This window comes from Citrobacter freundii complex sp. 2024EL-00216 (genome assembly GCF_043945515.1).
Lineage (GTDB): Bacteria > Pseudomonadota > Gammaproteobacteria > Enterobacterales > Enterobacteriaceae > Citrobacter > Citrobacter portucalensis.
Genome location: NZ_JBIMRA010000003.1, coordinates 77,725 through 104,446, shown reverse-complemented (window position 1 = coordinate 104,446; position 26,722 = coordinate 77,725). Strand labels below are relative to the sequence as shown.

General features: G+C 53.5%; 28 protein-coding genes. 12 read left to right on the top strand and 16 right to left on the bottom strand.

The features are described 5' to 3' along the window. Positions 1-57: 57 nt before the first annotated feature. The 6 genes from ACHHZ7_RS04895 to ACHHZ7_RS04870 all read right to left on the bottom strand — a co-directional run bounded on the left by ACHHZ7_RS04895 (position 58) and on the right by ACHHZ7_RS04870 (position 6,098). Entirely contained in the window at positions 58-1,680 is a 1,623-nt protein-coding gene (locus ACHHZ7_RS04895) for a serine hydrolase (protein WP_032944766.1), read from the bottom strand. Positions 1,681-1,774: 94 nt separating this feature from the next. Then, entirely contained in the window at positions 1,775-2,497 is a 723-nt protein-coding gene (locus ACHHZ7_RS04890) for a cysteine hydrolase (protein ID WP_008785644.1), read from the bottom strand. Between the two features lie 163 nt (positions 2,498-2,660). Continuing rightward, the gene (gene sitD, locus ACHHZ7_RS04885) at positions 2,661-3,512 is read right to left on the bottom strand and encodes an iron/manganese ABC transporter permease subunit SitD (RefSeq protein ID WP_032944764.1); all 852 of its coding nucleotides are present in this window, start codon (positions 3,510-3,512) and stop codon (positions 2,661-2,663) included. After that, entirely contained in the window at positions 3,509-4,366 is an 858-nt protein-coding gene (sitC, locus tag ACHHZ7_RS04880) for an iron/manganese ABC transporter permease subunit SitC (protein WP_008785642.1), read from the bottom strand. The genes sitD and sitC overlap by 4 nt, the downstream gene beginning before the upstream one ends. Positions 4,367-4,368: 2 nt before the next feature. Beyond that, positions 4,369-5,184: an iron/manganese ABC transporter ATP-binding protein SitB gene (sitB, locus tag ACHHZ7_RS04875; protein ID WP_060683326.1), complete on the bottom strand. Its 816-nt coding sequence runs from the start codon at positions 5,182-5,184 to the stop codon at positions 4,369-4,371. Then, a complete protein-coding gene (locus ACHHZ7_RS04870) occupies positions 5,181-6,098 on the bottom strand; it encodes a metal ABC transporter substrate-binding protein (protein WP_008785641.1) in 918 nt (305 codons plus the stop codon). The genes sitB and ACHHZ7_RS04870 overlap by 4 nt, the downstream gene beginning before the upstream one ends. Before the next feature lie 187 nt (positions 6,099-6,285). Here ACHHZ7_RS04870 and ACHHZ7_RS04865 point away from each other — a divergent pair, with 187 nt between their 5' ends. Continuing rightward, complete coding sequence (locus ACHHZ7_RS04865; protein WP_048236638.1) at positions 6,286-6,630, top strand: nitrous oxide-stimulated promoter family protein; 345 nt, start codon at positions 6,286-6,288, stop codon at positions 6,628-6,630. A 122-nt stretch (positions 6,631-6,752) separates the two neighbouring features. On the opposite strand, the gene ACHHZ7_RS04860 is transcribed toward ACHHZ7_RS04865, so the two are convergent. The 7 genes from ACHHZ7_RS04860 to hypA form a co-directional block, all read right to left on the bottom strand. Next, positions 6,753-7,181, bottom strand: coding sequence for a molybdopterin-binding protein (locus ACHHZ7_RS04860; protein ID WP_003825890.1), 429 nt, complete (start codon positions 7,179-7,181; stop codon positions 6,753-6,755). Between the two features lie 44 nt (positions 7,182-7,225). Further along, a complete protein-coding gene (gene flhA, locus ACHHZ7_RS04855) occupies positions 7,226-9,304 on the bottom strand; it encodes a formate hydrogenlyase transcriptional activator FlhA (protein ID WP_032944751.1) in 2,079 nt (692 codons plus the stop codon). A gap of 217 nt (positions 9,305-9,521) precedes the next feature. Then, positions 9,522-10,532, bottom strand: a complete 1,011-nt coding sequence (gene hypE, locus ACHHZ7_RS04850) for a hydrogenase maturation carbamoyl dehydratase HypE (protein WP_060683327.1) — start codon at positions 10,530-10,532, stop codon at positions 9,522-9,524. Continuing rightward, positions 10,529-11,650, bottom strand: a complete 1,122-nt coding sequence (gene hypD, locus ACHHZ7_RS04845; RefSeq protein WP_003825899.1) for a hydrogenase formation protein HypD — start codon at positions 11,648-11,650, stop codon at positions 10,529-10,531. Before hypD ends, hypE begins: the two co-directional genes overlap by 4 nt. After that, positions 11,651-11,923 (bottom strand): hydrogenase 3 maturation protein HypC, encoded by a 273-nt coding sequence (gene hypC / locus ACHHZ7_RS04840; RefSeq protein ID WP_003037411.1) that lies wholly within the window; start codon positions 11,921-11,923, stop codon positions 11,651-11,653. After that, a complete protein-coding gene (hypB, locus tag ACHHZ7_RS04835; RefSeq protein WP_003037409.1) occupies positions 11,914-12,786 on the bottom strand; it encodes a hydrogenase nickel incorporation protein HypB in 873 nt (290 codons plus the stop codon). The genes hypC and hypB overlap by 10 nt, the downstream gene beginning before the upstream one ends. A 103-nt stretch (positions 12,787-12,889) precedes the next feature. After that, positions 12,890-13,261 carry a hydrogenase maturation nickel metallochaperone HypA gene (gene hypA, locus ACHHZ7_RS04830; protein WP_008785634.1) on the bottom strand — a complete coding sequence of 124 codons (372 nt, stop codon included), beginning with the start codon at positions 13,259-13,261 and terminating at the stop codon, positions 12,890-12,892. Between the two features lie 198 nt (positions 13,262-13,459). Between hypA and hycA the strand changes: the two genes are divergently transcribed. The 9 genes from hycA (at position 13,460) to hycI (ending at position 21,338) form a co-directional block, all read left to right on the top strand. Further along, positions 13,460-13,918, top strand: coding sequence for a formate hydrogenlyase regulator HycA (hycA, locus tag ACHHZ7_RS04825; RefSeq protein WP_008785633.1), 459 nt, complete (start codon positions 13,460-13,462; stop codon positions 13,916-13,918). A 143-nt stretch (positions 13,919-14,061) separates the two neighbouring features. Beyond that, positions 14,062-14,673: a formate hydrogenlyase subunit HycB gene (gene hycB, locus ACHHZ7_RS04820; protein WP_003825909.1), complete on the top strand. Its 612-nt coding sequence runs from the start codon at positions 14,062-14,064 to the stop codon at positions 14,671-14,673. After that, positions 14,670-16,496, top strand: coding sequence for a formate hydrogenlyase subunit 3 (gene hycC / locus ACHHZ7_RS04815; RefSeq protein ID WP_060683328.1), 1,827 nt, complete (start codon positions 14,670-14,672; stop codon positions 16,494-16,496). The genes hycB and hycC overlap by 4 nt, the downstream gene beginning before the upstream one ends. A gap of 2 nt (positions 16,497-16,498) precedes the next feature. Then, entirely contained in the window at positions 16,499-17,422 is a 924-nt protein-coding gene (locus ACHHZ7_RS04810) for a respiratory chain complex I subunit 1 family protein (protein ID WP_003825914.1), read from the top strand. 17 nt (positions 17,423-17,439) lie between these two features. Further along, positions 17,440-19,149: a formate hydrogenlyase subunit HycE gene (gene hycE, locus ACHHZ7_RS04805; RefSeq protein WP_003037393.1), complete on the top strand. Its 1,710-nt coding sequence runs from the start codon at positions 17,440-17,442 to the stop codon at positions 19,147-19,149. 9 nt (positions 19,150-19,158) lie between these two features. Continuing rightward, positions 19,159-19,701, top strand: coding sequence for a formate hydrogenlyase complex iron-sulfur subunit (locus ACHHZ7_RS04800; RefSeq protein ID WP_032944742.1), 543 nt, complete (start codon positions 19,159-19,161; stop codon positions 19,699-19,701). Continuing rightward, entirely contained in the window at positions 19,701-20,468 is a 768-nt protein-coding gene (gene hycG, locus ACHHZ7_RS04795; protein WP_003037388.1) for a formate hydrogenlyase subunit HycG, read from the top strand. Before ACHHZ7_RS04800 ends, hycG begins: the two co-directional genes overlap by 1 nt. Continuing rightward, positions 20,465-20,875 (top strand): formate hydrogenlyase maturation HycH family protein, encoded by a 411-nt coding sequence (locus ACHHZ7_RS04790; protein WP_003037385.1) that lies wholly within the window; start codon positions 20,465-20,467, stop codon positions 20,873-20,875. Before hycG ends, ACHHZ7_RS04790 begins: the two co-directional genes overlap by 4 nt. Continuing rightward, positions 20,868-21,338 carry a hydrogenase maturation peptidase HycI gene (gene hycI, locus ACHHZ7_RS04785; RefSeq protein WP_003037382.1) on the top strand — a complete coding sequence of 157 codons (471 nt, stop codon included), beginning with the start codon at positions 20,868-20,870 and terminating at the stop codon, positions 21,336-21,338. Before ACHHZ7_RS04790 ends, hycI begins: the two co-directional genes overlap by 8 nt. 56 nt (positions 21,339-21,394) lie before the next feature. Here hycI and ACHHZ7_RS04780 read toward each other — a convergent pair whose 3' ends face one another. From ACHHZ7_RS04780 to ascF, 3 genes are all read right to left on the bottom strand, one after another. Further along, a complete protein-coding gene (locus ACHHZ7_RS04780; protein WP_008785630.1) occupies positions 21,395-21,634 on the bottom strand; it encodes a SymE family type I addiction module toxin in 240 nt (79 codons plus the stop codon). Between the two features lie 172 nt (positions 21,635-21,806). Then, positions 21,807-23,231, bottom strand: a complete 1,425-nt coding sequence (locus tag ACHHZ7_RS04775; RefSeq protein ID WP_060683780.1) for a 6-phospho-beta-glucosidase — start codon at positions 23,229-23,231, stop codon at positions 21,807-21,809. Positions 23,232-23,253: 22 nt separating this feature from the next. After that, entirely contained in the window at positions 23,254-24,708 is a 1,455-nt protein-coding gene (gene ascF, locus ACHHZ7_RS04770; protein ID WP_032944740.1) for a PTS cellobiose/arbutin/salicin transporter subunit IIBC, read from the bottom strand. A gap of 264 nt (positions 24,709-24,972) precedes the next feature. Between ascF and ACHHZ7_RS04765 the strand changes: the two genes are divergently transcribed. Then, complete coding sequence (locus tag ACHHZ7_RS04765; protein WP_060683329.1) at positions 24,973-25,986, top strand: LacI family DNA-binding transcriptional regulator; 1,014 nt, start codon at positions 24,973-24,975, stop codon at positions 25,984-25,986. 145 nt (positions 25,987-26,131) lie between these two features. Then, positions 26,132-26,677: an electron transport protein HydN gene (gene hydN / locus ACHHZ7_RS04760; RefSeq protein ID WP_003037366.1), complete on the top strand. Its 546-nt coding sequence runs from the start codon at positions 26,132-26,134 to the stop codon at positions 26,675-26,677. Positions 26,678-26,722: the final 45 nt, after the last annotated feature.

Genomic DNA, 26,722 nt, shown 5'->3' with positions numbered 1-26,722 from the left:
CGCTGCGGGAGCTTTAACGGTCCCGCAGCATGAGAAGGCTGGGAGTGCTAAATCCCGTTACTGGATATAAGCATCAACAGCCCGACTGACCAGCTTAGTCATAAAGTTGTCAATCTTATCAATGGTCTGCTTGTCCTGAAGATCGTAGGTTTTTGCTACGTCATCCAGGTTTTCATAACCGACCCAAACTCGCCCGATCTTATCCTGCCATACGGAGACACGTAACGGCAGATCCAGCGCGACACCCTGTTTATCCTGCATCAGTTTTGTGCCGACTTTAGGGTTACCAAATACCAGGACTTTCGTTGGCCTCAGGTTCATTCCCGCGCCCTCGGCATTTTTCTCGTGATCAATTTCAGTGAATACCGGAACGCCTTCGCTTTTCAGAATGGCTTTCAGACGGGAGACCGTCTCATCGACAGAGAATTTACTTTCCTGGTTTTTGATCTTCTCTGAATTTAACCCAGAACCCAGCCCGATTTTATAGGCTTCAGCGATATCACGAGCCACCTGAGTCATGTCTACGCCTTCTTTGTTGGTCAGCATTGTCACGCAAACCAGTTCATCACCGGCGGTAAAGCGGCTCAGATAGGCACTAAAGCCACCTGTGGTTCCTTTGATTTCCAGAAAACCAGGATGGCGGGTAAATTCCCAGCCGGCCATGGCAGGCACGACTTTGCCATTTTTCAGTTTTGCCGGGCTATAGATAATGTCGCGCAGCTTTTTGTCTTTAACCAGCGTGCTGCCGGCAAGACCGATATCCCACTTACTGATGTCTTCCGCTGACGACCACAGACCACCGTAGGCGAACAGATTATCAGTGGCGATCGCGCTGACAGGCGCCAGTTTGTCACCCGCTGCGACGTAACCTGTTGCAGGCTCAACAGGGTTGATCCAGTCAATTTCTGACTTAAATTTCGAATGCTGATTATGTTGCTTATCAGGCGTCGGGCGATCAAGGAATGCTTTCGTTGGCATGTCTTTTGCGAACATGGTGCTTTGCAGACCTAACGGCGCAATTTGGTATTTGTTGACGAAGTCTACGTAACTCATTCCGCTGACTTTCTCGATAGCCATTCCTAACAGGATAAAGTCAGTTGCGCTGGAGTTGATGTCCGTGCCATTTTTAAATTCGAGCGGTTTATCTTTAACAAGATCCACCAGCTGCGCAGGTGTATATTTTTGCTCTTGTTTATAGCCGAAAGATCTGAAATCAGGGATCCCGGATGAGTGCTGCATTAATTCCAGAATCGTAATGTTATGCCAGTTTTCCGGCAGGCCAGGCAAATAAACACTCACAGGAGTATTAAGATCCAATTTACCTTGCTCTACCAGTTGCATTACTGCGACTGCAGTAAAAGCCTGCGTGATAGGGCCAATTCCCCACATGGTTTTGGTGGAAGCAAGCTCATCATTGGCAGCCGTTGCCAGACCGTATCCCGCTGAGCGCGGAATATAAGGCGCCTGAACAATCGCCATGGATAAACCCGGCAGATTATTTTTCGCCATTACCTCGGCAATGATCTGATCGATATATTTGCCGTTGACCTTTAATTGTGGATCACCACGGTTAACTAAGTAAGTTGTCTCATTTGTACTGGCAGCGGCCAATACCTGAGTAGCTGAAACAGACATGGAAAGTAAAATACATGCCGAAATAACCTTTAACTTAAGATTCATGGAAAAGTTCCGCGCTTAATGAAATTTATTTTGATGGCTAATGGATGAGCGATGTTGTACATACAATTACCCTCGGTAACCGTACTCATAGCTATTACTTAGCTGCTGCCTTTACCTTTTCAACCGTGGTGTCGGTGTCCCATAAATCATTGGCAATGATGCGGTAGTTGGTTAGAGCGGCGAGATAACCGTCACCTTCCGGAATGCGCGGACCCGCTGTCGCATCTTTAACGACGACAACTTCAAAACCTTGCTCAATCAATTCACGCATATGGGATTCAATACACAGATTGGCAGCCATACCGGCGAGAATGACCTGTGAGACACCGCGTTTTCTTAATTGCAGTACCAGGTCGTTGGTTTCTGGTCCGAAAATCTTATGCGGTGAGGCAATGACCGTTTCGCCATCATAAATATATGGCTTAAACTGCGGTAAAAAGTCTGCGCCGGAATTTTCAAAATTCTCCATCGTCAGTGGACCTTTACGACTGAACATTCCAGTGCCGTGCATAAATGTTTCTCCCGGAGCGGTAGATTGCCATTTATGGTCGTGCGGAAAGTAATAATGTGGAGAAATAAAAACAGGCATTTGTGCTTCTTTTGCCATTTTGAACAACGTCTCGAGATTTTCTACAGTATTATTTTCAATAATGCTGTCTTTAAAAACCTCCCAGCCAATACCCTGAGGGCTTAAAAAATCGATCTGTGGATCGACTACCACCAACGCAGCTTCCTTATTATTAAGTGTTATACCTTTGCGTGGTAAGCCATAGGCCTCTGGTTCAGAATAGATTTCTGACATGCTCATCTTGCTCATAAAATTTACCTGTATTTTTATCTAATGTGATAGTGACTATCTGATTATTAAATAGCGCTGGTAAATATGGCATGGTTTCAGAACGGGGCATTTGTTCAGGACGCTGGGAATATTGTCATTACGTATTCTAATAACGATAGTGGGCATATCACTGCCCACTCCGTTAGAGGTCGTATTGCTGGCGTCGCCGTTCTAAACGACGGTCGCGCAGGGTGGAATAAATAAAGGTCATCACAAACAGTAGTGAAAATAGTACGACGATGGTGGGGGCCGGTGCACTGTCGATGAAAAAAGACAGGTACACGCCCATAAACGAGGTAACGACCGACATAATCACCGCCAGCCACAAGGCGTGGGAAAATTTCCGCGTCATTAAAATCGCAATGGCGCCAGGCGCAATCAGTAAGGAGATCGACAAAATAATCCCTACTGATTTTAGCGTGGCGACAATCGTCAGGGCGATCATGCACAGCAGGCCGTAATGTAGCAGTGCAGTGTTAAGCCCACTGGCCTTTGCCTGATGCGGGTCGAACGCATGCAGCAGCAGATCTTTCCACTTAAGCCCAATAATAAGCGCTATCCCAAGCGTAATAACCGCGGTTTGTATGATGTCGCTGAACGATACGCCCAGCATGTCGCCGAACAGAATATGATCGAGATGGACCTCTGACTGGATAGAGACGTACAGCACCAGCCCTGCGCCAAACATGCCGGAAAAGACGATTCCCATCAGGGTATCGCGTTTGATGCGGCTGTTATCGTCGAGATAACCCGTCGCCACCGCACAGAACAGCCCGGCGATAAATGCGCCAATTGCCAGTGGGATGCCCGCAATCCACGCCAGTACAATTCCCGGGAAAACCGCGTGGCTCATTGCATCGCCCATCAGCGCCCAGCCTTTGAGTACTAAAAATACAGACAGCAGCGCGCAGGGCACGGCGACAATGGTGGAGATGACCAGCGCATTGACCATAAAACCAAACTGAAAGGGTTCCAGCAGCGTTGTTAAGATCATACTGACTCCTTGTTCACCAGACGGGCGCGGCGGCGATTCGCCAGCAGACCGTGTTTTGGCGCGAAGACAAATGCCAGCAGGAACAGCAGCGTTTGCAGAACGACAATAATTCCGCCGGTTGCACCGTCCAGCCAGTAGCTCAGCCAGGCGCCGAAAAAGCTGGTCAGGCTGCCAATAGCTACGGCGATAGTGAGCAGGCGTGGAAAACGATCGGTCAGCAGCCAGGCCGTTGCACCGGGCGTAACCACCAGGCAAATCACCAGAAATGCGCCGACGGTTTGCAGCGCGGCGACCGTGGAAACGGAGAGCAGCGTAAAAAATAACAGCTTCAACCGGCCCGGATTCAGACCGATAGAGCGCGCGTGGTTTTCATCAAAAAAAACCACCATCAGATCTTTCCACTTCAAAAACAGGATGGTTAGCGAAATAACCCCGATGATGGCCAGTTGCAGAATATCTTCTGGCGCAATCGCCAGCACGTTGCCGAGAATAATGGTCTGAATATTCACCGACATCGGATTGAGCGACACCATAAACAGCCCGATACCGAAAAAAGACGAAAAAATCAGTCCGATAATCGCATCTTCCTTCAGGCGCGAACGTTGATTAAGAAACAGCATACTGCCCGCCGCCAGTCCGCCGGAAAGGAATGCGCCAAGCGCGAAGGGAAGCCCTAACATATAAGCGCCTGCCACGCCCGGCACGATAGAGTGCGACAGCGCATCGCCAATCAGCGACCAGCCTTTGAGCATCAGATAGCAGGAGAGAAACGCACACAGGCCGCCGACCATTGCCGAGACCCACATGGCGTTGAGCATGTACTGGTAGCCAAACGGCTCCGTTAGCCAGTTCATGGTTATTCCCCCTCGTTTGCCGTGCGTCGCGAAATAAACGGGCGTTCATCATCGGTAATTACGTGCTGTTCACCGCCGCTCAGCGCAACGTGACGCAGTACACCGCTGAATGCCAGTTCGAGATTCTCGGGGGTAAAGGTGGTTTCAGTGGGTCCACTTGCCAGCACCGTGCCCTTAATCATCACCGTGTAATCACAAAACTCGGTGACGGATCCCAAATTATGGGTAGAGACCAGCATGGTTCGACCCTCATTACGCAGTTCACGCAGCAGGTCGATGATCCGGGCCTCGGTTTTTACATCCACGCCGGTAAAGGGTTCATCCAGTAAAATAACCTGTCCGTCCTGTGCGATGGCCCTTGCCAGAAAAACACGCTTTTTCTGCCCACCGGACAGTTCACCTATCTGACGATGGCGATAGTCCAGCATATCAACCCGCGCCAGCGCCGCATCTACGCAGGCGTGGTCAATTTGTTTTGGTCGACGCAGCCAGCCCATATGGCCAAAGCGTCCCATCATCACCACATCTTCCACCAGTACCGGAAACGACCAGTCCACCTCTTCTGACTGGGGGACATAGGCGATCAGATTCTGTTTGAGCGCCTTATTTACCGGCTGTTGCAGAATTGAGATTTCCCCCTGCGCCAGGCGGACAAAACCCATCAGCGCTTTAAAAAGCGTTGATTTTCCCGAACCGTTTACGCCGACCAGCGCGGCAATTGAGCCGCCCGGAACCTGAAAAGTGGCGTCCCGCAATGCGGTATGACCGTTGCGATACGTCACCGTAACCTGATTTACGGTAATCGCAGAGTGACTCATGGTTGGCTCTCCAGACCCTTGTTGATGCCGTTAACAATGGTTTGCGTGGTGACGCGCAGTAAATCCAGATAGGTCGGTACCGGACCGTCGGCTGCACTGAGCGAATCGACATACAGCACGCCGCCGTAATGTGCGCCAGACTCACGGGCAACCTGACGCGCTGGTTTGTCGGACACGGTGCTTTCGCTAAATACCGTCGGGATATGATGCTCTCTGATCGCATCGATAACCTTGCGTACCTGCTTGGGCGTACCCTGCTGATCGGCATTGATCGGCCACAGATACAGCTCCTTGAGATTGTTATCACGAGCTAAATAAGAGAATGCGCCTTCGCTGGTGACCAGCCAGCGTTTATCAGCAGGGAGCTTTGCCAGTTCTGTATGCAGTGGCGCCAGGGTCTGCTGGATTTTCGCTTTATAATTCTGCGCATTATTCTGGTAGGTTGCGGCATTGTCCGGATCATATTTGATCAGCGCATCGCGAATGTTATCCACGTAGATCAGCGCGTTCTCTGCTGACATCCAGGCATGCGGGTTTGGTTTACCGTTGTACGGCCCTTCGCTGATGCCCATTGGCTGCACGCCGTTTGAGACCATCACTTCTGGTACGCCGGACAAATTTTGGTAGAAGCGGGAAAACCATAGTTCGAGGTTTAGACCGTTGGAGAGAATAAGCTGTGCGCCTTGCGCCCGTTTAATATCGCCTGGGGTTGGTTGATATTCGTGAATTTCAGCACCCGGTTTGGTGATAGAACTAACGTCCGCCGCGTCACCTGCTACATTGCTTGCCATATCGGCAATCACCGTAAAGGTGGTCACCACTTTGAATTTTTCTTTCGCCCAGGCGGGTGACAGCGTCAGCGCTGTTAACACGCTGGCAAGGAGAAATGACTTCAGATGGGGCAGATGCGGCATAGTATCCCTCGCAACAAAGTGGTTAATTTATCATCGAATATAGCCTTTGCTATGTTATATAGCACATGGCATAAACAAATGAAAATAATTCTTATTTGCGTAGGGTGCTAAGGATGTATCACCTTCAGGTAATAGTTCTGTGCTTTGTTAAGGCGTATTATTTATGCAACTTAATTGTGGAGGCATCATGTCCGGCAAACGCATTGCACGTGAAAAAATGACGATCCAGAGAATGATTTCGCTCTACGAGAGCCAGTGCCCGCAGGCTTCAGGCGAGCCGGGGCATTACGATGCGTTATTTGCCTATGCGCAAAAGCGCCTCGACAAGTGCGTATTTGGTGAGGAAAAACCGGCCTGTAAACAGTGTCCTGTGCACTGTTATCAACCTGCTAAACGCGAAGAGATGAAGCAAATTATGCGTTGGGCTGGGCCGAGAATGCTCTGGCGTCACCCGATTCTGACCGTACGTCACCTGATTGATGACAAACGTCCAGTGCCGGAGTTACCCGAGAAGTACCAGCGGAAAAAATAAGGTCGCTGTGCGCCGGATGGCGGCTGCGCCTTATCTGGCCTACGAGAATAAGTGCATCTGTCGCGTAGGCCCGATGCGCATTGCGCCATCGGGCAACTTAGCCATGTGGTGATGAATGGCGACTACGCTTTGGTGGCAATCAGAATAGCTGAGGCTTTGATCAGCGCAACAACACGGCTTCCCTGACTCAGTTTCATCTCTTGCTGACTTTCGTTGGTGACGACGGCAACAATCTCGAAGCCTGCGTCAGTTTTGATATGTACCGTGGCGTTGACTGCGCCTTCTGTGACCTGGGAAACACTGCCAGCAAACTGGTTGCGGGCAGAGAACTTCAGACCACAGTCTTCAGTTGCCAGCGTCACCCATGGCGCTTTAATCAGGGCAATTGCTTCTTTCCCTTTCGCCAGACCCAGCGCCTGCTGGCTGCTATGGGTTACAATCGCGACCAGTTTTGCGCCGCCAGCCAGCGTCAGTTCAACTTCATCATTCACTGCGCCCGTAGCGACTGCGCTCACCGTACCGGTTAATTGATTACGTGCTGATACCGCCATACTGCCTCCTTTCGTTGAGATATCACCCAGTATAGCCACACTGGCTAAACCAGTGCATCCTTATCAATGCCTAATCGCTTCATGCGTGAGAGTAACGTTGTACGTTTCAACCCCAGCCTTTGTGCCGCGCCTTTGGGACCGGCAACCACCCCGTTGGTTTCTTTCAGTACGCGCATAATCAACTGGTATTCATCTTCACCGTCCTGCGCGACTTCGGTTGCCACCGGAGGCGTGGACGGCGTCAAAGGGGCAATATCCGGAAGGGACAGTTGCAGCACGTTGCCCCGGGTAAGCAGAACCGCACGTTCTACCACGTTTTCCAGCTCACGCACGTTACCCGGCCATTCCATACAGCTCAGCGTGCGCAGAGCCTCGGCAGGAATACTGTCGATATTGCGTCCCATCCGACGAGCAATTTTAAAGGTGAAGGCTTTTACCAGCAGCGGAATATCTTCCGGGCGCTCACGCAGCGGCGGCAGATGGATCGGGAAGACGTTCAGCCGGTAGTACAGATCGTTACGAAATTCGCGATCGGCAACCATCTTCTTCAGATCGCGGTTGGTAGCGGCGATCAAGCGCACGTCGGTCTGGATCAGCTTATTACTGCCCAGACGTTCAAATTCCTGCTCTTGCAGAACGCGCAGTAGCTTAGGCTGAAGCTCCAGCGGCATATCGCCAACTTCATCGAGGAACAGCGAACTTTTATCTGCCAGCTCGAAACGACCAATCCGCTGCGTGCTGGCACCGGTAAACGCGCCACGCTCATGACCAAACAGATCGCTTTCCAGTAATCCGGCAGGCATTGCCGCGCAGTTCATCTTCACCATCCGACGGGCGTTACGTCCGCTCAGGTTGTGAATGGCTCGTGCGATCAGCTCTTTACCTGTTCCGGTCTCACCCAGAATCAAGACGGTGCTGTCGCTTTGCGCCACCATTTCGACCTGCTTGAGTACGCTGTACATCGCTTCGCTGCGACCAATGATTTCGCCGAACTCACTCTCTACGTTGTTGAGTTGTTCAGTCAACGCCAGGTTTTCATCGACCAGACGTTCCTTCAGGCGGTGGATCTCCTGATAGGCGAGGGCGTTATCCACGGCAATAGCCACGCGCTCGGCGATTTGGCGCAATAGCTTGAGGTTGGCGGTAGTGAACACTTTCTCTTCGCACTGTGCCAGCTTGAGTACGCCGAGCATAGTATTGCCGGACATCAGCGGTAGCAGACACAGGGTTTGTAGCTGGTTGCCCCAGGTTTCGAACAGCATCCGTTCGTAAGGGGCAAGGATGTCACGTTCGCTCAGGTTGATCAGCAGCATCTCTTTGCTTTTGAAGACCCGTTCAGAGAGCGTTCCCGCTTCGTCCACTTCACTTTGTTCGTGTGCCGGATGATGTTCATCCAGATAGTGAGTGGAATAGATACTGAGTTTATTTTTGCGATCGCTGCGTAACACGATGCTGATGGCATCGATGTCGAAGTAGTGGTGGATCTCTTTGGCGACTTCGCTGACCAGCTCATCAATATCCAGTCGGGAGAGCACGGCATTGGTGATGGCGACCAGGATGCGAAAGTTGTCACGCTCACGACACAGCAGATCGTAATCGACGTTGTTGCTGACTCTGCTTTGAATTTGTTCAGCAACGACGCCGACTATCTGAGTGAAGGTCTGTAGACGGTTATATTCTTTTTCACTCCACGGACGGTCTTCGTTACGGATGAATTCGCAACCGCCAAAGATGCGCCCATCTGCCGCCAGTGGCAGCAGGCAGTAGTGGCCAAATTCAGAATACAGTCCACCTGAAGCCAATTGTGGCCATGTTTCCGTAAACTCATGATAGTTGCAGTGCAACGCATCAGGGCGAGACAAAATACGGCGTACCGGACCATGTGCCAGCACCGTTTCGTCTTCATAATCGATGGGTTTACCATTTTCACGCGTTGCAAAATAACGCGCACGTTGCGTTTGTGCCTGCCATAAGACAATAGCCGCGCAGTCGGCCAGCGCTGAACGCTTGACCAGCTGCGAAAGCGCCTCGCTAAGAGACGGGAGATCGGGCTGCTGTAATAATGTACGAGTAATATCGAACAGGCCTTGCTGTCCGAGGTCACTCATCGGTGTATACGACATATTGCTTTTCCAGGGAAAGCACCGCAGAACGGTGCGAAAACGGTAAATGAATTATAGGTATAAGTCGTAAATTATTGCCGGATGGCTGACCGCAAACTCGCTGGTCACGCAATCCGTAGGCCTGATAAGCAAAGCGCCATCAGGCGTTATGCAGCGTTAATGCCGGATAAGACGCAAATGCGTCTTATCCGGCCTACAGCATGCTGCCAACCGGCTGCTAGCATATACGAGGTAATGGTTCGGCGTGTGGTAAATCGAGGGTTCGTTTTACGCCGTAGAGTCCGGCAAGACGAACACCTTTACGTTCAACCACTTCACCAATCATTGCCGCATCGCGTCCTAACGGATGCGCGTGCAGCGCGGCAAGCACGCTTTCAGCGGCCTGACGCTCAACGGCAATCACCAGTTTGCCTTCGTTAGCAAAGTTGAGCGCATCCAGACCCAGCAGCTCGCAAACGCCACGCACCGCTGGCTTCACGGGCAGAGCAGCTTCCGACAGCTCAATACCAAATCCGCATGCTGCGGCAAATTCATGCGTGACCGCATTCACGCCGCCACGGGTGGCGTCACGAAGCGCCTTCATGCCAGGAATATCACGCAGCGTCTGGATAAGAGGTGTTAACACCGCGCAGTCGCTGACCAGTTCGCCATCCAGACCCAATTGCTCGCGTAGGTTAAGGATAGTTGCCCCGTGATCGCCAAGAGAGCCACTGACCAGCAGCACATCACCCACGCTGAGAGTCTGTGCACCCCAGTGAATGTTGGCGGGAATTGCCCCCATTCCGGCAGTGTTAATGAACAGCTTGTCTGCTGCACCACGCTGCACGACTTTGGTATCGCCAGTCACGATGGCGATGCCTGCTTCGCGCGCGGTTGCTGCCATGCTGTTAACAACGGTTTTCAGTGTCTCCATCGGCAGACCCTCTTCGAGGATAAAACCGCAGGAGAGGTAGCGTGGAATAGCCCCGCTGACCGCTACGTCGTTAGCCGTACCGCAGATGGCCAGCTTGCCGATATTGCCGCCGGGGAAGAACAACGGATCGATAACGTAGCTGTCAGTTGAAAACGCCAGACGATCGCCTTCTGCCACCAGTTGTGCCAGTTCCAGACGCGCTTGATCTTCTTGTTCCGCCAGCCACGGATTCGCAAAAGCCTCCATAAACAGACTGTTGATCAACTGCTGCATAGCCTGACCGCCGCTACCGTGGGCGAGTTGTACGCTGCTCATGCTTCACACTCCTGCTGACGATACTGATACCAGGCGGCACATGCGCCTTCTGAGGAGACCATCAGGGCGCCAAACGCGGTCTCCGGGTTACACGTTTTGCCAAATAACGGACACTGATGTGGTTTACATCTGCCCGTCAGCACTTCCCCACAACGCGCGCGCGGATCGTCATACACCTGCTGCGGCGCTGGCTGGAAATGTGCTTCGGCATCAAAGCGCTGATAGTCCGGCGTCAGGTGAACGCCAGAGGATTCGATAACGCCCAGACCGCGCCATTCGCTGTCACCATTGACGCAGAACACCTCGGCAATGGCCTGTTGCGCTAACGCGTTACCGGCATCCGGTACCACGCGGCGGTACTGGTTTTCTACCTGGCTTTGGGCTGCAATTTTCTGCTCAATTAACATCACTACGCCTTGCAGGAGATCAAGCGGTTCGAAACCGGCGACCACCAGGGGGCGATGGAAATCTGAAGCAATGAAATTATAGGCGTCGGTGCCAATTACCATGCTGACGTGGCCCGGTGCTAAAAAGGCGTCGATACCGTTGTCTGGCTGTTCCAGCAGACTGCGCAGCGTAGGGATAAGCGTGATGTGCTGGCAGAAAAAGTAAAAGTTCTGCACGTCACGCTGCTTTGCCTGTTGCAGGGTGATAGCAGTCGTTGGCATTGTGGTTTCAAAACCCAGGCCAAAGAACACCACTTTACGCGTTGGGTTTTCCTGCGCCAGCTTCAGTGCATCCATCGGTGAATAGACAATACGGATATCCGCACCGCGCGCCTTGGCTTGCAGCAGGGAGCCTTGCTTACCCGGGACGCGCATAGCGTCGCCAAAGGTGCAGAAAATTACTTCTGGATGGCTGGCGATTTCTACACAGCTGTCGATTCTGCCCATCGGCAGAACGCAAACCGGGCAACCCGGACCATGAATAAACTCCACGTTTTCCGGTAGCAACTGGTCGAGCCCGAATTTGAAGATAGCGTGGGTATGACCACCACAAACTTCCATGATCCGCAGCGGGCGTTCAGCCGTGTAGGAGAGGTGGGCGGCACGTTCGCACAGGTGCTCTATCAACTGCATCACCTGTTCTGGTGCGCGGTATTCGTCAACAAAACGCATTTATTTTTCCTCGCCGTACAGCAACGCGCCGACATCCGGCTCAACGTCAAACATGTTTTGCAGCGCGTCGAGCGTATCGCGCGCTTCAGCTTCATTAATGATGCTCATGGCAAAACCGACGTGGACCAGTACCCACTGGCCGAGGCGCGGTTGACCATGTTCATCACAGCTACCGACCAGCGTCAGGTCGACGTCGCGCTGAATACCGCAGACGTCGACTTTGGCCTGGTTGCCATCAATGGTGCGGATTTGACCCGGAACACCTATGCACATCGCTGCGTCTCCAGCCAGGAGAGCCATTGATCCATCCCTTCACCACTGGTGGCGGAAATTAGGATAATCTCAATCCCCGGGTTCACTTCCCGGGCGCTGGCGATGCATTTTTCAACGTCAAAATTGAGGTACGGCAATAGATCCACTTTGTTGAGCAGCATCAGCGATGCGGCGGCAAACATATGCGGGTATTTCAGCGGTTTGTCTTCACCTTCGGTTACTGAAAGCACGGCCACTTTATGGCGCTCGCCGAGGTCGAAGCTGGCCGGGCAGACCAGGTTGCCGACGTTTTCAATGAACAGAATACCGTTATCGTCAAGCGGCAAACGCGGCGCGGCGTCAGCAATCATTTGTGCGTCAAGGTGGCAACCTTTACCGGTGTTGACCTGAATGGCGGGTGTGCCTGTGGCGCGAATACGGGCGGCATCGTTCACCGTCTGCTGGTCACCTTCAATAACGGCGCACGGCACGCTATCTTTCAGCTTCATCAGCGTTTCGGTCAGCAGGGTAGTTTTACCAGAGCCCGGGCTTGAAACAAGGTTCAGCACCAGATGCTGACGGGCCGCAAAGCGGGCACGGTTGCGCTCGGCGAGGCGGTTGTTTTTGTCCAGTACGTCAATTTCCACTTCCAGCATACGGCGTTGGCTCATACCTGGTGCGTGGGTTCCGGCCTCACCGTGACCGTAGTGCAAATCGCCTTCTTCAGTCTGGCTCGGTGTGAAATTTGAGGTCTTCACACCGGTAATATTCAGCGCCGGACGAGCCGCCGGGGCAAATGGCGCGCTGCGAAACGCCGAGTGGGGATTATGCTCATCACCCTCTATATATAGGTTGCCTTCAGCGCAACCACATGTCGTACACATCGCTCACTCCTGATCTTTTTACTTGCGATACATCTGTTGCCGGATGGCTGCGTTGCCTTATCCGGCCTACAAACGAGCTGTTTCTGTAGGCTGGATAAGACGCTTAAGCGTCGCCATCCGGCGCTGGAGTTTCATCTATTTCAATACGTCGAATCTGTAAGCCGTCATCGGCCACAATTCTCAGCATATCGCTGTTGCATTGCGGACATCGGCGCACGCGTTGCGTCAGTAACGTGACGTATTGCTGACAAGATTCGCACCAACATTCGGCTTCTTGTTCTTCGAGGTGGAGTTTACAACCTTCTGCAAGGGTCCCGCGGCATACCAGATCAAAACAAAAGGAGAGAGCGCTGGTTTCTACGCAAGAAAATGCGCCAATTTTGAGCCAGACCCCAGTTACTCGCTTAGCACCGTGTTGCGTGGCCTGTTGTTCAATCAATTCCAGTGCCCGTTGGCAGAGGGTTATTTCGTGCATACCGCCTCCTGTGAAGTTGCCGTATTAAAAGCAATAAGCATGCCAGGTTGATTTTTTTCATTCGTGACAATGACGACGATGACGAAATGACATGTCGTCACCCGCCTTTGATTTTTTATCTATATGAAAATTAAGTAATTTAATTTTGGCATGAAATGTGCTTAAGGCTGTTCATCTCTGCTAAACGGGTAACCTGACATGACTATTTGGGAAATAAGCGAAAAAGCCGATTACATCGCTGAACGGCATCGTCGCCTACAGGACCAGTGGCGTATTTACTGCAACTCGCTGGTTCAGGGGATCACCCTGTCAAAAGCGCGTTTGCATCATGCGATGAGCTGCGCACCGGACAAGGATCTCTGCTTCGTCCTTTTTGAACACTTCACTATCTACGTCACGCTGGCGGACGGCTTTAACAGCCATACCATCGAATACTACGTCGAAACGAAAGACGGTGATGATAAGCAGCTGATTGCACAGGCAGAATTGACTATCGACGGTAAGGTCGATGAGCGTATTAGCAACCGCGATCGCGAGCAGGTGCTGGAGCACTATCTCGAAAAAATCGCCACCGTCTACGACAGCCTGTACACCGCGGTTGAGAACAATATGCCGGTGAATTTAAGCCAGCTGGTTGAGGGACACAGCCCGGCTTAAGCCTCGGGTGCTGCCCACTTTGTCATGGTGCGGTCTACATACTGCGTCACGACGTTTTAGGGAATGGGCATGTCGAAAAATGTCGAAATGACATTTGGTAGACATGTTTTCGTCAAAAATGACTATCACCTGAGGAATGCCTGGTGAATCGTTTTGTAATTGCTGACTCCACTCTTTGTATTGGCTGCCACACCTGTGAAGCCGCCTGCTCAGAGACACATCGCCAGCATGGCCTGCAGTCAATGCCGCGCCTGAAAGTGATGTTAAATGAAAAAGAATCCGCGCCGCAGCTTTGCCACCAGTGTGAAGATGCACCTTGCGCCACCGTGTGTCCGGTTAATGCCATTAACCGCGTTGATGGCGCCGTACAGCTGAACGAAAGCCTGTGCGTAAGCTGCAAACTGTGCGGGATCGCTTGTCCGTTTGGCGCGATAGAGTTTTCCGGTAGCCGTCCGCTACACATTCCGGCAAACGCCAATACGCCAAAAGCGCCTCCGGCTCCGCCAGCGCCTGCTCGCGTGAGTTCGCTGTTGGACTGGGTTCCTGGCGTTCGTGCCATCGCGGTGAAATGCGATCTGTGTAGTTTTGACGAGCAAGGTCCGGCCTGCGTGCGCATGTGTCCGACCAAAGCCCTGCACTTGGTGAGCAACATGGATATCGCCCGCGCCAGCAAACGTAAGCGTGAGCTGACTTTCAATACCGATTTCGGCGATCTCACCTTGTTTCAGCAGGCTCAGAGTGGGGATGCAAAATGAGCGCAATTTCACTGATTAACAGCGGCGTAGCCTGGTTTACAGCGGCTGCGGTTCTGGCATTTCTGTTTTCATTTCATAAATCGCTGAGCGGATGGATTGCTGGGGTTGGCGGTGCAGTCGGCAGCCTGTGTACGGCAGCCGCGGGTTATACCGTTCTGACTAATGCGCTGGCAGTGAGCGGCGTGATGCCGTTTATTGGTCACAGTCTGCAAATTACTCCGCTTAATGCTATCTGGCTGATTACACTGGGCCTGTGCGGCCTGTTTGTCAGCCTGTACAACATTGACTGGCATCGTCATCCGCAGGTGAAAGCTAACGGCCTGCTGGTGAATCTGCTGATGGCCGCGGCGGTATGTGCGGTGGTTGCCAGCAACCTCGGTACGCTGGTGGTGATGGCGGAAATCATGGCGCTGTGTGCCGTGTTCCTTACCGGATGCAGTAAAGAAGGCAAACTGTGGTTTGCACTGGGGCGTATTGGTACGCTGCTGCTGGCGGTCGCCTGCTACCTGGTGTGGCAACGTTACGGCACACTGGAGCTGCGTCTGCTAGACCTGCGCACCCAGGAGCTGCCGCTCGGGTCTGACATCTGGCTGCTGGGCGTGGCAGGTTTTGGCCTGCTGGCCGGGATTATTCCGCTGCACGGTTGGGTGCCACAGGCACACGCCAATGCCAGCGCACCGGCTGCGGCGCTGTTCTCTACCGTCGTCATGAAGGTTGGTCTGCTGGGTATTCTCTCCCTGTCGCTGCTGGGCGGTAACGCGCCGCTGTGGTGGGGGATTACGCTGCTGGTGCTGGGCATGATCACCGCGTTTGTTGGTGGTCTGTATGCGCTGATGGAACACAATATCCAGCGCCTGCTGGCGTACCACACGCTGGAAAACATCGGCATTATTCTGCTGGGTCTGGGCGCTGGCGTGACCGGAATCTCCCTGAATCAACCTGCGCTGATCGCGCTGGGTTTGACCGGCGGTCTGTACCACCTGGTAAACCACAGCCTGTTCAAAAGCGTTCTGTTCCTGGGTGCAGGCAGCATCTGGTTCCGTACCGGTCATCGTGATATCGAAAAACTGGGCGGTATCGGTAAACGTATGCCGGTTATCTCGCTGGCGATGCTGGTTGGTCTGATGGCGATGGCCGCACTGCCGCCGCTGAACGGTTTTGCCGGTGAGTGGGTTATCTACCAATCCTTCTTTAAGCTTGGCAACAGCGGCGCGTTTGTCGGTAGCCTGTTAGGACCGTTGCTGGCGGTAGGGCTGGCAATTACCGGCGCGCTGGCGGTGATGTGTATGGCGAAAGTCTATGGCGTTACGTTCCTTGGCGCACCGCGCACGAAGGAAGCTGAAAATGCCTGCTGCGCGCCAATCCTGATGGGAGTGAGCGTCGTCGCGCTGGCTATCTGCTGCGTGATTGGCGGCGTTGCTGCGCCGTGGCTGCTGCCGATGATCTCCTCCGCCGTTCCGCTGCCGTTGGAAACCGCGAACACCACCGTTTCTCAGCCAATGATCACGCTGCTGCTGATCGCGTGTCCGCTGCTGCCGTTCATCATCATGGCCATTTTCAAAGGCAACCGTCTGCCGTCGCGTTCACGCGGTGCGGCATGGGTGTGTGGTTACGATCACGAGCGGTCAATGGTGATTACCGCGCACGGTTTTGCCATGCCGGTGAAAGAAGCCTTTGCCCCGGTACTCAAACTGCGTAAATGGCTGAACCCGGTATCACTGGTTCCGGGCTGGCAGAATGCGGCTGCACCGGTGCTGTTCCGTCGCCTGGCGCTGATTGAGCTGGCGGTGCTGGTGGTGATTGTGGTTTCTCGAGGAGCCTGAGAATGAGTGTTTTATATCCGTTAATTCAGGCGCTGGTGCTGTTTGCCGTTGCGCCGCTGCTGTCCGGTGTTACCCGCGTGGCGCGTGCGCGTTTGCACAATCGCCGCGGTCCGGGCGTTTTGCAGGAATACCGCGACATTATCAAACTGCTGGGCCGTCAGAGCATTGCGCCTGCGGATTCCAGCTGGGTTTTCCGCCTGACGCCGTTTGTGATGGTGGGCGTGATGCTGACTATCGCCACTGCGTTGCCGGTCGTGACCGTTGGCTCGCCGCTGCCACAACTGGGCGATCTGATCACCTTAATTTACCTGTTCGCCATCGCCCGTTTCTTCTTCTCTATCGCGGGACTGGATACCGGTAGCCCGTTTACCGCCATTGGCGCCAGCCGTGAAGCGATGCTCGGCGTGCTGGTCGAACCTATCCTGCTGCTGGGGCTGTGGGTAGCGGCACAGGTTGCGGGTTCAACCCATATCAGCAATATCGCCGATACCATTTACCACTGGCCTGCTGCGCGCAGCATCCCGCTGATTCTGGCACTGTGCGCCTGTGCTTTCGCCACCTTTATCGAAATGGGCAAACTGCCGTTCGATCTGGCGGAAGCAGAGCAGGAGCTGCAGGAAGGTCCATTGACTGAATACAGCGGCAGCGGTTTTGCCGTGTTGAAGTGGGGCATTAGCCTCAAACAGCTGGTCGTTCTGCAAATGTTCGTTGGCGTGTTCCTGCCGTGGGGACAGATGGAAACCTTCACCGCCGGTGGACTGCTGCTGGCGCTGGTGATTGCCGTCGTCAAGCTGGTCCTCGGCGTGCTGGTCATCGCCCTGTTCGAAAACAGCATGGCGCGTCTGCGTTTTTGCGCCACTTCACGCGTGACCTGGGCCGGTTTTGGGTTTGCGTTTTTAGCGTTCGTCTCCTTGCTGGTGGCGTGATTTAAGAGAGTTTGAGCATGTCTGAAGAAAAATTAGGTCAACAATATCTCGCTGCGCTGCACCAGGCCTTTCCGGGCGTGGTGCTGGATGAAGCCTGGCAGACCAAAGATCAGCTGACGATCACCGTCAAGGTGAACTACCTGCCGGAAGTGGTGGAGTTCCTGTACTACAAACAGGGCGGCTGGTTATCCGTGCTGTTTGGTAACGACGAACGTCAGCTGTGCGGTCATTACGCCGTTTATTACGTGATGTCGATGGAGCAGGGCACCAAGTGCTGGATAACCGTCCGCGTTGAAGTCGATGCCAATAAACTGGAGTTCCCGTCCGTCACGCCGCGCGTTCCAGCAGCGGTCTGGGGCGAGCGTGAAGTGCGCGACATGTACGGTTTGATCCCGGTTGGTTTACCGGATGAGCGCCGTCTGGTGTTACCGGATGATTGGCCGGACGAACTCTATCCGCTGCGTAAAGACAGCATGGATTATCGTCAGCGCCCGGCGCCGACTACAGATGCTGAAACCTACGAGTTCATCAACGAACTGGGCGACAAGAAAAATAACGTGGTGCCGATTGGCCCGTTGCACGTCACCTCCGATGAACCCGGTCACTTCCGCCTGTTTGTTGACGGTGAGAACATCATCGACGCCGATTACCGTCTGTTCTATGTCCACCGCGGCATGGAGAAACTGGCGGAAACCCGCATGGGTTACAACGAAGTGACGTTCCTGTCAGATCGCGTGTGCGGCATCTGCGGCTTTGCGCATAGCACCGCTTATACCACCTCCGTTGAGAATGCGATGGGCATCGTGGTGCCGGAACGTGCGCAGATGATCCGCGCTATTCTGCTGGAAGTTGAGCGTCTGCACTCGCACCTGCTCAACCTCGGCCTGGCCTGTCACTTCACCGGTTTTGACTCCGGCTTTATGCAGTTCTTCCGCGTGCGTGAAACGTCGATGAAGATGGCGGAGATCCTCACTGGGGCACGTAAAACCTACGGTCTGAACCTGATCGGCGGTATCCGTCGTGATCTGCTGAAAGAAGATATGATCCAGACCCGTCAACTGGCGCAGCAGATGCGTCGTGACGTGCAGGAATTGGTCGATATGCTGCTCAGCACGCCGAACATGGAACAGCGTACCGTTGGTATTGGTCGTCTTGATCCGGAAATTGCCCGTGACTTCAGTAACGTCGGCCCGATGGTTCGCGCCAGCGGCCACGCGCGTGACACCCGCGCCGATCACCCGTTTGTCGGCTATGGTCTGCTGCCGATGGAAGTTCACAGCGAGCAGGGCTGCGACGTTATTTCTCGCCTGAAAGTCCGTATTAATGAAGTCTACACCGCGCTGAATATGATCGACTTTGGTCTGGATAACCTGCCGGGCGGCCCGCTGATGGTGGAAGGCTTTACCTATATTCCTCACCGTTTCGCACTGGGCTTTGCTGAAGCGCCGCGTGGAGATGACATCCACTGGAGCATGACCGGCGACAACCAGAAACTGTATCGCTGGCGCTGCCGTGCGGCGACTTACGCCAACTGGCCGACGCTGCGCTACATGCTGCGTGGCAATACCGTTTCCGATGCCCCGCTGATTATCGGTAGCCTCGATCCTTGCTACTCCTGTACTGACCGTATGACTGTGGTTGATGTGCGTAAGAAGAAGAGCAAAGTCGTGCCGTACAAAGAACTTGAGCGCTACAGCATCGAGCGTAAAAACTCGCCGCTGAAATAAGGAATCGCCATGTTTACCTTTATCAAAAAAGTCATCAAAACCGGGGCACCGACGTCGTCGTATCCGCTGGAGCCGATTGCGGTCGATAAAAACTTCCGTGGCAAACCGGAACATAATCCGCAGCAGTGCATCGGCTGTGCGGCCTGTGTGAACGCGTGCCCGTCGAACGCGCTGACGGTAGAAACCGATCTGGTCACCAATGAGCTGGCGTGGCAGTTCAACCTTGGGCGCTGCATTTTCTGCGCCCGCTGCGAAGAAGTCTGCCCGACAGCGGCAATCAAGCTGTCGCAGGAGTATGAGCTGGCGGTGTGGAAGAAAGATGATTTCCTGCAGCAGTCTCGTTTTGCGCTGTGCAATTGCCGCGTATGTAACCGTCCGTTTGCGGTGCAAAAAGAGATTGATTACGCCATTGCGCTGCTTAAGCACAACGGTGATACCCGCGCGGAAAACCACCGTGAAAGCTTTGAGACCTGCCCGGACTGTAAGCGCCAGAAATGCCTGGTGCCGTCTGACCGTATTGAACTGACTCGCCATATGAAAGAGGCCAGCTGATGAGCAATTTATTAGGCCCACGTGACGCCAACGGTATTCCGGTACCGATGACGGTGGATGAATCCATTGCCAGCATGAAAGCGTCGCTGCTGAAAAGCATCAAGCGTTCAGCGTACGTTTACCGCGTGGACTGCGGCGGCTGCAACGGTTGCGAAATCGAAATCTTTGCTACGCTTTCTCCGCTGTTTGATGCCGAACGTTTTGGCATCAAAGTCGTCCCGTCACCGCGCCATGCGGATATTCTGCTGTTTACCGGCGCGGTAACCCGTGCCATGCGCTCTCCGGCGCTGCGTGCCTGGCAGTCTGCGCCAGATCCGAAAATTTGTATCTCTTACGGTGCCTGCGGTAACAGCGGCGGTATCTTCCACGACTTATACTGCGTATGGGGCGGCACGGACAAAATCGTACCGGTGGACGTGTATATTCCAGGTTGTCCGCCGACGCCTGCGGCAACGCTGTATGGTTTTGCCATGGCGCTGGGTCTGCTGGAGCAAAAAATTCACGCGCGTGCGCCGGGTGAACTGGACGAACAGCCGGCGGAAATTCTGCATCCGGACATGGTTCAGCCGCTGCGCGTGAAGGTGGATCGCGAGGCTCGCCGTCTGGCGGGATACCGCTATGGTCGCCAGATTGCTGATGACTATATGACGCAGTTAGGGCAGGGCGAGCATCAGGTGGCGCGCTGGCTGGAAGCGGAAAACGATCCGCGTCTGACCGAGATCGTCACGCATCTTAATCATGTTGTCGAAGAGGCGCGTATCCGATGAGTGAAACGGTGGTGTTCAGTCAACTGAGCCGTAAGTTTATTGATGAGAACGATGCGACGCCTGCTGAGGCGCAGCAGGTTGTCTATTACAGCCTGGCGATTGGTCACCACCTTGGGATCATCGATTGCCTGGAAGCGGCGTTAACTTGTCCATGGGACGAATATCTGGCATGGATTGCTACCCTTGCTGAGGGAAGCGAAGCCCGCCGGAAAATGGAAGGCGTGCCGAAATACGGCGAGATCGTTATCGATTTCAACCATGTGCAAATGCTGGCGCGCGCGTTCGATGATGCGCGTGCCGTGCAGACCCCGCAGCAGCAGGAGTGGAGCAAGCTGATGCTTAGCATGCTGCACGACATACACCAGGAAAGCGCCATCTATCTGATGGTGAGGAGACACCGTGACTGACGTTTTATTATGTGTGGGTAACAGCATGATGGGCGATGACGGCGCGGGCCCGCTGCTGGCTGAAATGTGTGCTGCAAATCCTCAAGGCAACTGGGTTGTCATCGACGGCGGTAGCGCGCCGGAGAACGATATTGTCGCCATCCGTGAACTGCGTCCGCAGCGTTTGTTGATTGTTGATGCCACCGATATGGGGCTGAACCCCGGTGAAATCCGCATTATCGATCCTGATGACATTGCCGAGATGTTCATGATGACCACCCACAACATGCCGCTGAACTACCTGGTAGATCAGCTGAAAGACGATGTTGGTGAGGTAATTTTCCTCGGCATTCAACCGGACATCGTCGGTTTTTACTACCCGATGACACAGCCGATCAAAGATGCGGTTGATACCGTCTATCAGCGATTAGCCGGTTGGGAAGGACACGGTGGATTCTCCGAGCTGGAAGCACCAGAAGAGTAAACCGTATCAGTGCCGGATGTGAACGACATCCGGCCTGTTTTCCCAGTGTATCCTCGTCATTCAATTGCCTGCTCAATAATTAATTTCCCCTGCATCACTGATACATTCACTGCCGTACCGGTCGGAAATCCCGCTTGTTCCAGCCAGTCGCCGTTCAGCGTGAGTGAGGCGTGACGACTGATTCGTCGCGTATAACCCGTTTTTGGATCTTCATGGCGTTTTCTGACATAGCTGACTTTCAAGCGACGTACTGGTTTGGTGATTGCCACTGCTGTTTTGCCCTTTTTATCAAACATGCACGCTTCCTTGTGGTGAACGGCCAGGATTAAAAACTACTGAATAAAATGCCAGTAAAAAAGGGGGAGGGCAAACCTGAAACTGGAAGGACGATTCCAAATCCGGAATGTAATAAATGAAATGAAAATATATACTTCTGCCGGAAGGCTGTAACCCCCTCCGGCAGATCCGTCATGCCAGATCGGCACCGTTACTGGCGATGACTTTTTTGTACCACCAGAATGATTTCTTGCGTGTACGTGCCAGCGTGCCGTTGCCCGCGTCATCGCGGTCCACATATACAAAACCGTAGCGTTTGCTCATCTCACCGGTTGAGGCTGAAACCAGATCGATACAGCCCCAGGAGGTGTAACCCATCAGCGGCACGCCATCTTCAATCGCATCTGCCATGGCGCGAATATGTTCGCGTAAATAGCTGATGCGATAGTCGTCATTGATCTCACCGTTGGCATCAATTTCATCTTTCGCTCCCAGCCCGTTTTCCACCAGAAACAGCGGTTTCTGGTAGCGGTCATACATCATATTCATGGTGATGCGCAGGCCGAGCGGATCGATTCCCCAGCCCCATTCACTGGCGGCAATGTACGGATTACGCAGCGACTTCACCACGTTGGCAGCGTTGGTATTGCCCGAGTTCATTTCAGCGGAGGCGCAGCGCGATGCGTAATAGCTGAAAGAGACGAAATCGACGGTGTTTTTCAGGATGTCGTCGTCTTCCGGGGCTTTTTCGATTACCACGCCTTTTTCGCGAAACACGCGGGCAGAGTAAGCCGGGTAGGCCCCGCGCGCCTGCACATCAATGAAGAACAGGTTTTCACGGTCTTTTTCCAGTGCGGTCCACACATCTTCCGGCTTACACGAGTAAGGATAAAAATTACCGCCAGCCAGCATACAACCGACCTGGTTTTGCGGATTAATTTCATGGGCTATTTTAGTCGCCAGGGCGCTGGCTATCAGTTCGTGGTGAGCGGACTGATATTTTACCTGATCCTGATTTTCACCTTCTTCAAATACCAGCCCGGCGCCTGAAAAGGGGCTGTGCAGCATGATGTTGATTTCGTTGAACGTCAGCCAGTACTTCACCAGACCGTCAAAGGCCTCGAAGCAGGTACGGGCGTAGCGGGTAAAGAACTCCACCATTTTGCGGTTACGCCAGGAGCCGTACTCGGTGACCAGATGCATAGGCACATCGAAGTGACACAGCGTGACTAATGGCTCAATACCGTATTTTTTACACTCGGCAAACACGGCCCGATAAAACGCGATTCCGTCTTCATTCGGCGTCAGCTCGTCGCCGTTAGGGTAGAGGCGGCTCCAGGCAATGGAAGTCCGAAAAACCGTAAACCCCATTTCCGCCATCAGCGCGATATCTTCTTTATAGCGATGATAAAAGTCGATCGCCTGATGGCTGGGATAAAATTCGTCATCCCGCAGCGTAAAGCGCTTTTCCTGACCCAGTTTGACGGGTATGCGGTGTGTGCCGTGGGGGATCATATCGACGGTAGTCAGCCCTTTGCCGCCTTCCCGGTATGCCCCTTCAGACTGGTTGGCGGCCAGTGCGCCGCCCCATAAAAATCCTTGCGGAAAAACAGACATAATTAACCTCAGTTCATACCAGTCAAATGCTGGCTCCATTGATATTGCCCGGTTGTGCGGCCTGGTTTTTTCTGGCCTGCGCGGCTGCATCTTCGACAGGAATATCTTCAAAGCCGAGAATCAGCGTTAATACAAAAGAAAGCACTACCGCCAGCGCCATTACGCCAAATACCCAAACGATGGTCATCGGATTGGCCGGATCGAAAAACTGGACGCTGGTGAACAGACCTGGAGCCGCCATGGAGTGGCTTGCAAGCCCGGCCATTCCAGCAACAGCACCGCAGATAAAACCGCTGATAAGGCTCGCAATCAGCGGACGTTTCAGGCGGATTGCCACGCCATACAGCGCGGGTTCGGAAATGCCCGCCATGATGGCTGAGGCGGCGGCCGCCAACGCCGTCTGGCGCAGCTCCGGGTTTTTGGTTTTCCATGCCACTGCCAGCGATGAACCACCTAACGACAAATTGGCGCCAATTTCCGATGGCATCACCATGCCTTCTTTTCCGGTTTCGGCAATGGTCTGAATAATGGTTGGCGTAAAGACACGGTGCATACCGGTCATTACCAGCAGCGGCCACAGCGCGCCCATAATGGCCACTGACAGCCAGCCGAGATAGCCGTGGATGGTATAGACCAGCGCTGAAATCGCGCTACCGATCCAGATACCGATCGGGCCAATGATGACGATGGCGAGCGGGGCGGCGATCAGCACGATCAGCATCGGTTTGAGGAAGTTTTTGGTCACCGCCGGAGTTATACGATCGACCCAACGTTCGATGTATGACAAGCACCAGGTCATGACCAGCGCCGGGATCACCGTGTAGGTGTATTTCACCGCCGTCACTGGGATCAGGGCAAACTCAACGTGCTCACCCTGCGCGGCCTTCGCCATCAGGTCGATAAAGCTGGGATGCACCAGTACGCCCGCGATGGCGATAGCCAGCGACATGTTGGTTTTGAATTTGATAGCGGCCGACGCGGCGACCATCAGCGGCAGGAAGAAGAATGCACCGTCGCCAATGACGGTCAGAATGGTGAGCGTGGACGATCCTTTCACCAGCACGCCGGTCATTTCCAGAACCATCGCCAGCAGCTTGAGCATTGATCCGCCGATAATCGCCGGGATCAACGGCGACATTGTGCCGATCAGCGCATCAAGGATCCCAGCGCCAATCCGCTTCAGCGTCAGTCGGGGTTTGATTTGCGGCTCAGCAGGCTGCATGTTGGCAGGCAACAGGCTGACCACTTCACGATACGCCTGCGAAACGGTGTTGCCGATAATCACTTGGCACTGGTTCTCGTTGCGCACCACGCCGAGCACGCCAGTGAGGGTTTTCAGCGTCGCGCTGTCGACCTGCGAGTCATCTTTGATAACGAAACGCAAACGGGTCATACAGTGGGTCACTGCTGTGATGTTGTCGACGCCTCCCAGAGCCGTCACAACGGAGCGCGCCAGCGCTGCATAATTCTTGGACATCGGATTTAATCCTGTTTTATCAGTAGAGTACGTTATTTTTTATCCGTTTACGTGGGTCGCTTTTCTGGGTTGATGAAACGCAGATAGGAAACCGGTTCCACAAAATCATGTTTAAATTGCATTAACTGATCAAGATTTAATTTTGATCAATTTTTGTAATTGTGATTCCGATCACCAGATGTCAGCGTCTGCGATTTAGCAGCAAGGACAGCGGCAAAACGGTGCAGTACACTGCGTCACATTGAGAGAAAAGGGATGAGTAATATGACCACGATGCTGGAGGTGGCGAAGCGTGCCGGAGTGTCGAAAGCGACGGTTTCCCGGGTGCTTTCCGGAAACGGCTATGTCAGCCAGGAAACCAAAGACCGCGTGTTTCAGGCCATTGAAGAGAGTGGTTACCGCCCAAATTTGCTGGCGCGCAGTCTCGCGGCGAAAACCACGCAGACACTGGGTCTGGTGGTAACAAACACCCTTTATCACGGCGTCTATTTCAGCGAACTGCTGTTTCATACCGCGCGGATGGCGGAAGATAAAGGGCGCCAGCTGTTACTGGCTGACGGTAAGCATAGCGCTGAGGAAGAGCGCCAGGCGATCCAGTACCTGCTCGACCTGCGCTGTGACGCGATTATGATTTATCCGCGTTTTCTCAGCGTGGATGAGATAGATGACATCATCGATGCCCACAGCCAGCCGATTATGGTGCTTAATCGACGCCTGCGGAAAAACAGTAGCCATAGCGTATGGTGCGATCAAAAGCAGACCAGCTTTAACGCCGTTACTCAGCTCATTGCCGCCGGGCATAAAGAGATTGGTTTTATTACCGGCTCGATGGATTCGCCAACCGGCGTGGAGCGACTTTCAGGCTATAAAGACGCGCTGGCACATCATGGGATCGCGCTAAATAATGATCTGATTGTTAAAGGGAAATGGACGCCAGCCTGCGGCGCAGCGGGTGTGGATACTTTGCTTTCGCGCAAGGTCAATTTTACCGCATTGGTGGCCAGCAATGACGATATGGCGATCGGCGCGATGAAGCAGTTGCACGAGCATGGTGTGAGCGTTCCCGCACAGGTGTCGGTGATTGGCTTTGATGATATCGCCCTCGCGCCATACACTATTCCGGCGCTTTCCAGCGTTAAAATTCCGGTAACAGAAATGATTCAGGAAACGATTGGGCGTCTGATCTTTATGCTAGGTGACGGGGCGTTTACGCCGTCAAAGACCTTCACCGGTGAACTCATTGCGCGCGACTCAGTTGTGCCGCTCGTTTCGCGCTGACGGCTGTCATTTGTCATCGTCACTAGTGACGATGACACGCCCTTCTTGCGTTTTTTATAATAAAATTCCTTTAATAACAGCAAATTAAATTCTGGCACGATTTGTGTATGCTTCGGCAGATATTCTGTCATTGCTGGAGAAATTGATGAACCGTTTCATCATTGCAGACGCCAATAAATGCATTGGTTGCCGTACCTGTGAAGTGGCCTGCGTGGTATCCCATCAGGATAACCAGGACTGCGCATCGCTGACCCCTGAAACCTTTTTACCCCGCATTCACGTCATCAAAGGCGTTAATGTCTCCACGGCGACGCTGTGCCGCCAGTGCGAAGACGCGCCGTGCGCTAACGTCTGTCCGAACGGTGCGATCAGCCGTGATAAAGGTTTTGTCCACGTAATGCAGGAACGCTGCATTGGCTGTAAAACCTGCGTTGTGGCTTGTCCTTACGGCGCAATGGAAGTGGTCGTGCGTCCGGTCGTGCGTAACAGCGGCGCAGGTCTGAACGTCCGTGCAGAAAAAGCTGAAGCCAATAAGTGCGACCTGTGCCACCATCGTGAGGCCGGTCCTGCCTGTATGGAAGTGTGCCCGACTCACGCACTGATATATGTGGATCGCAATAAGCTTGAGCAACTGAGCGCGGAAAAACGTCGTCGCGCCGCGCTGGATTCCACCGCATCTTTGCTGTTCTGATATCTGAAAATCCGCGTAAAATACGGTAGTACTTATGCCGGATGG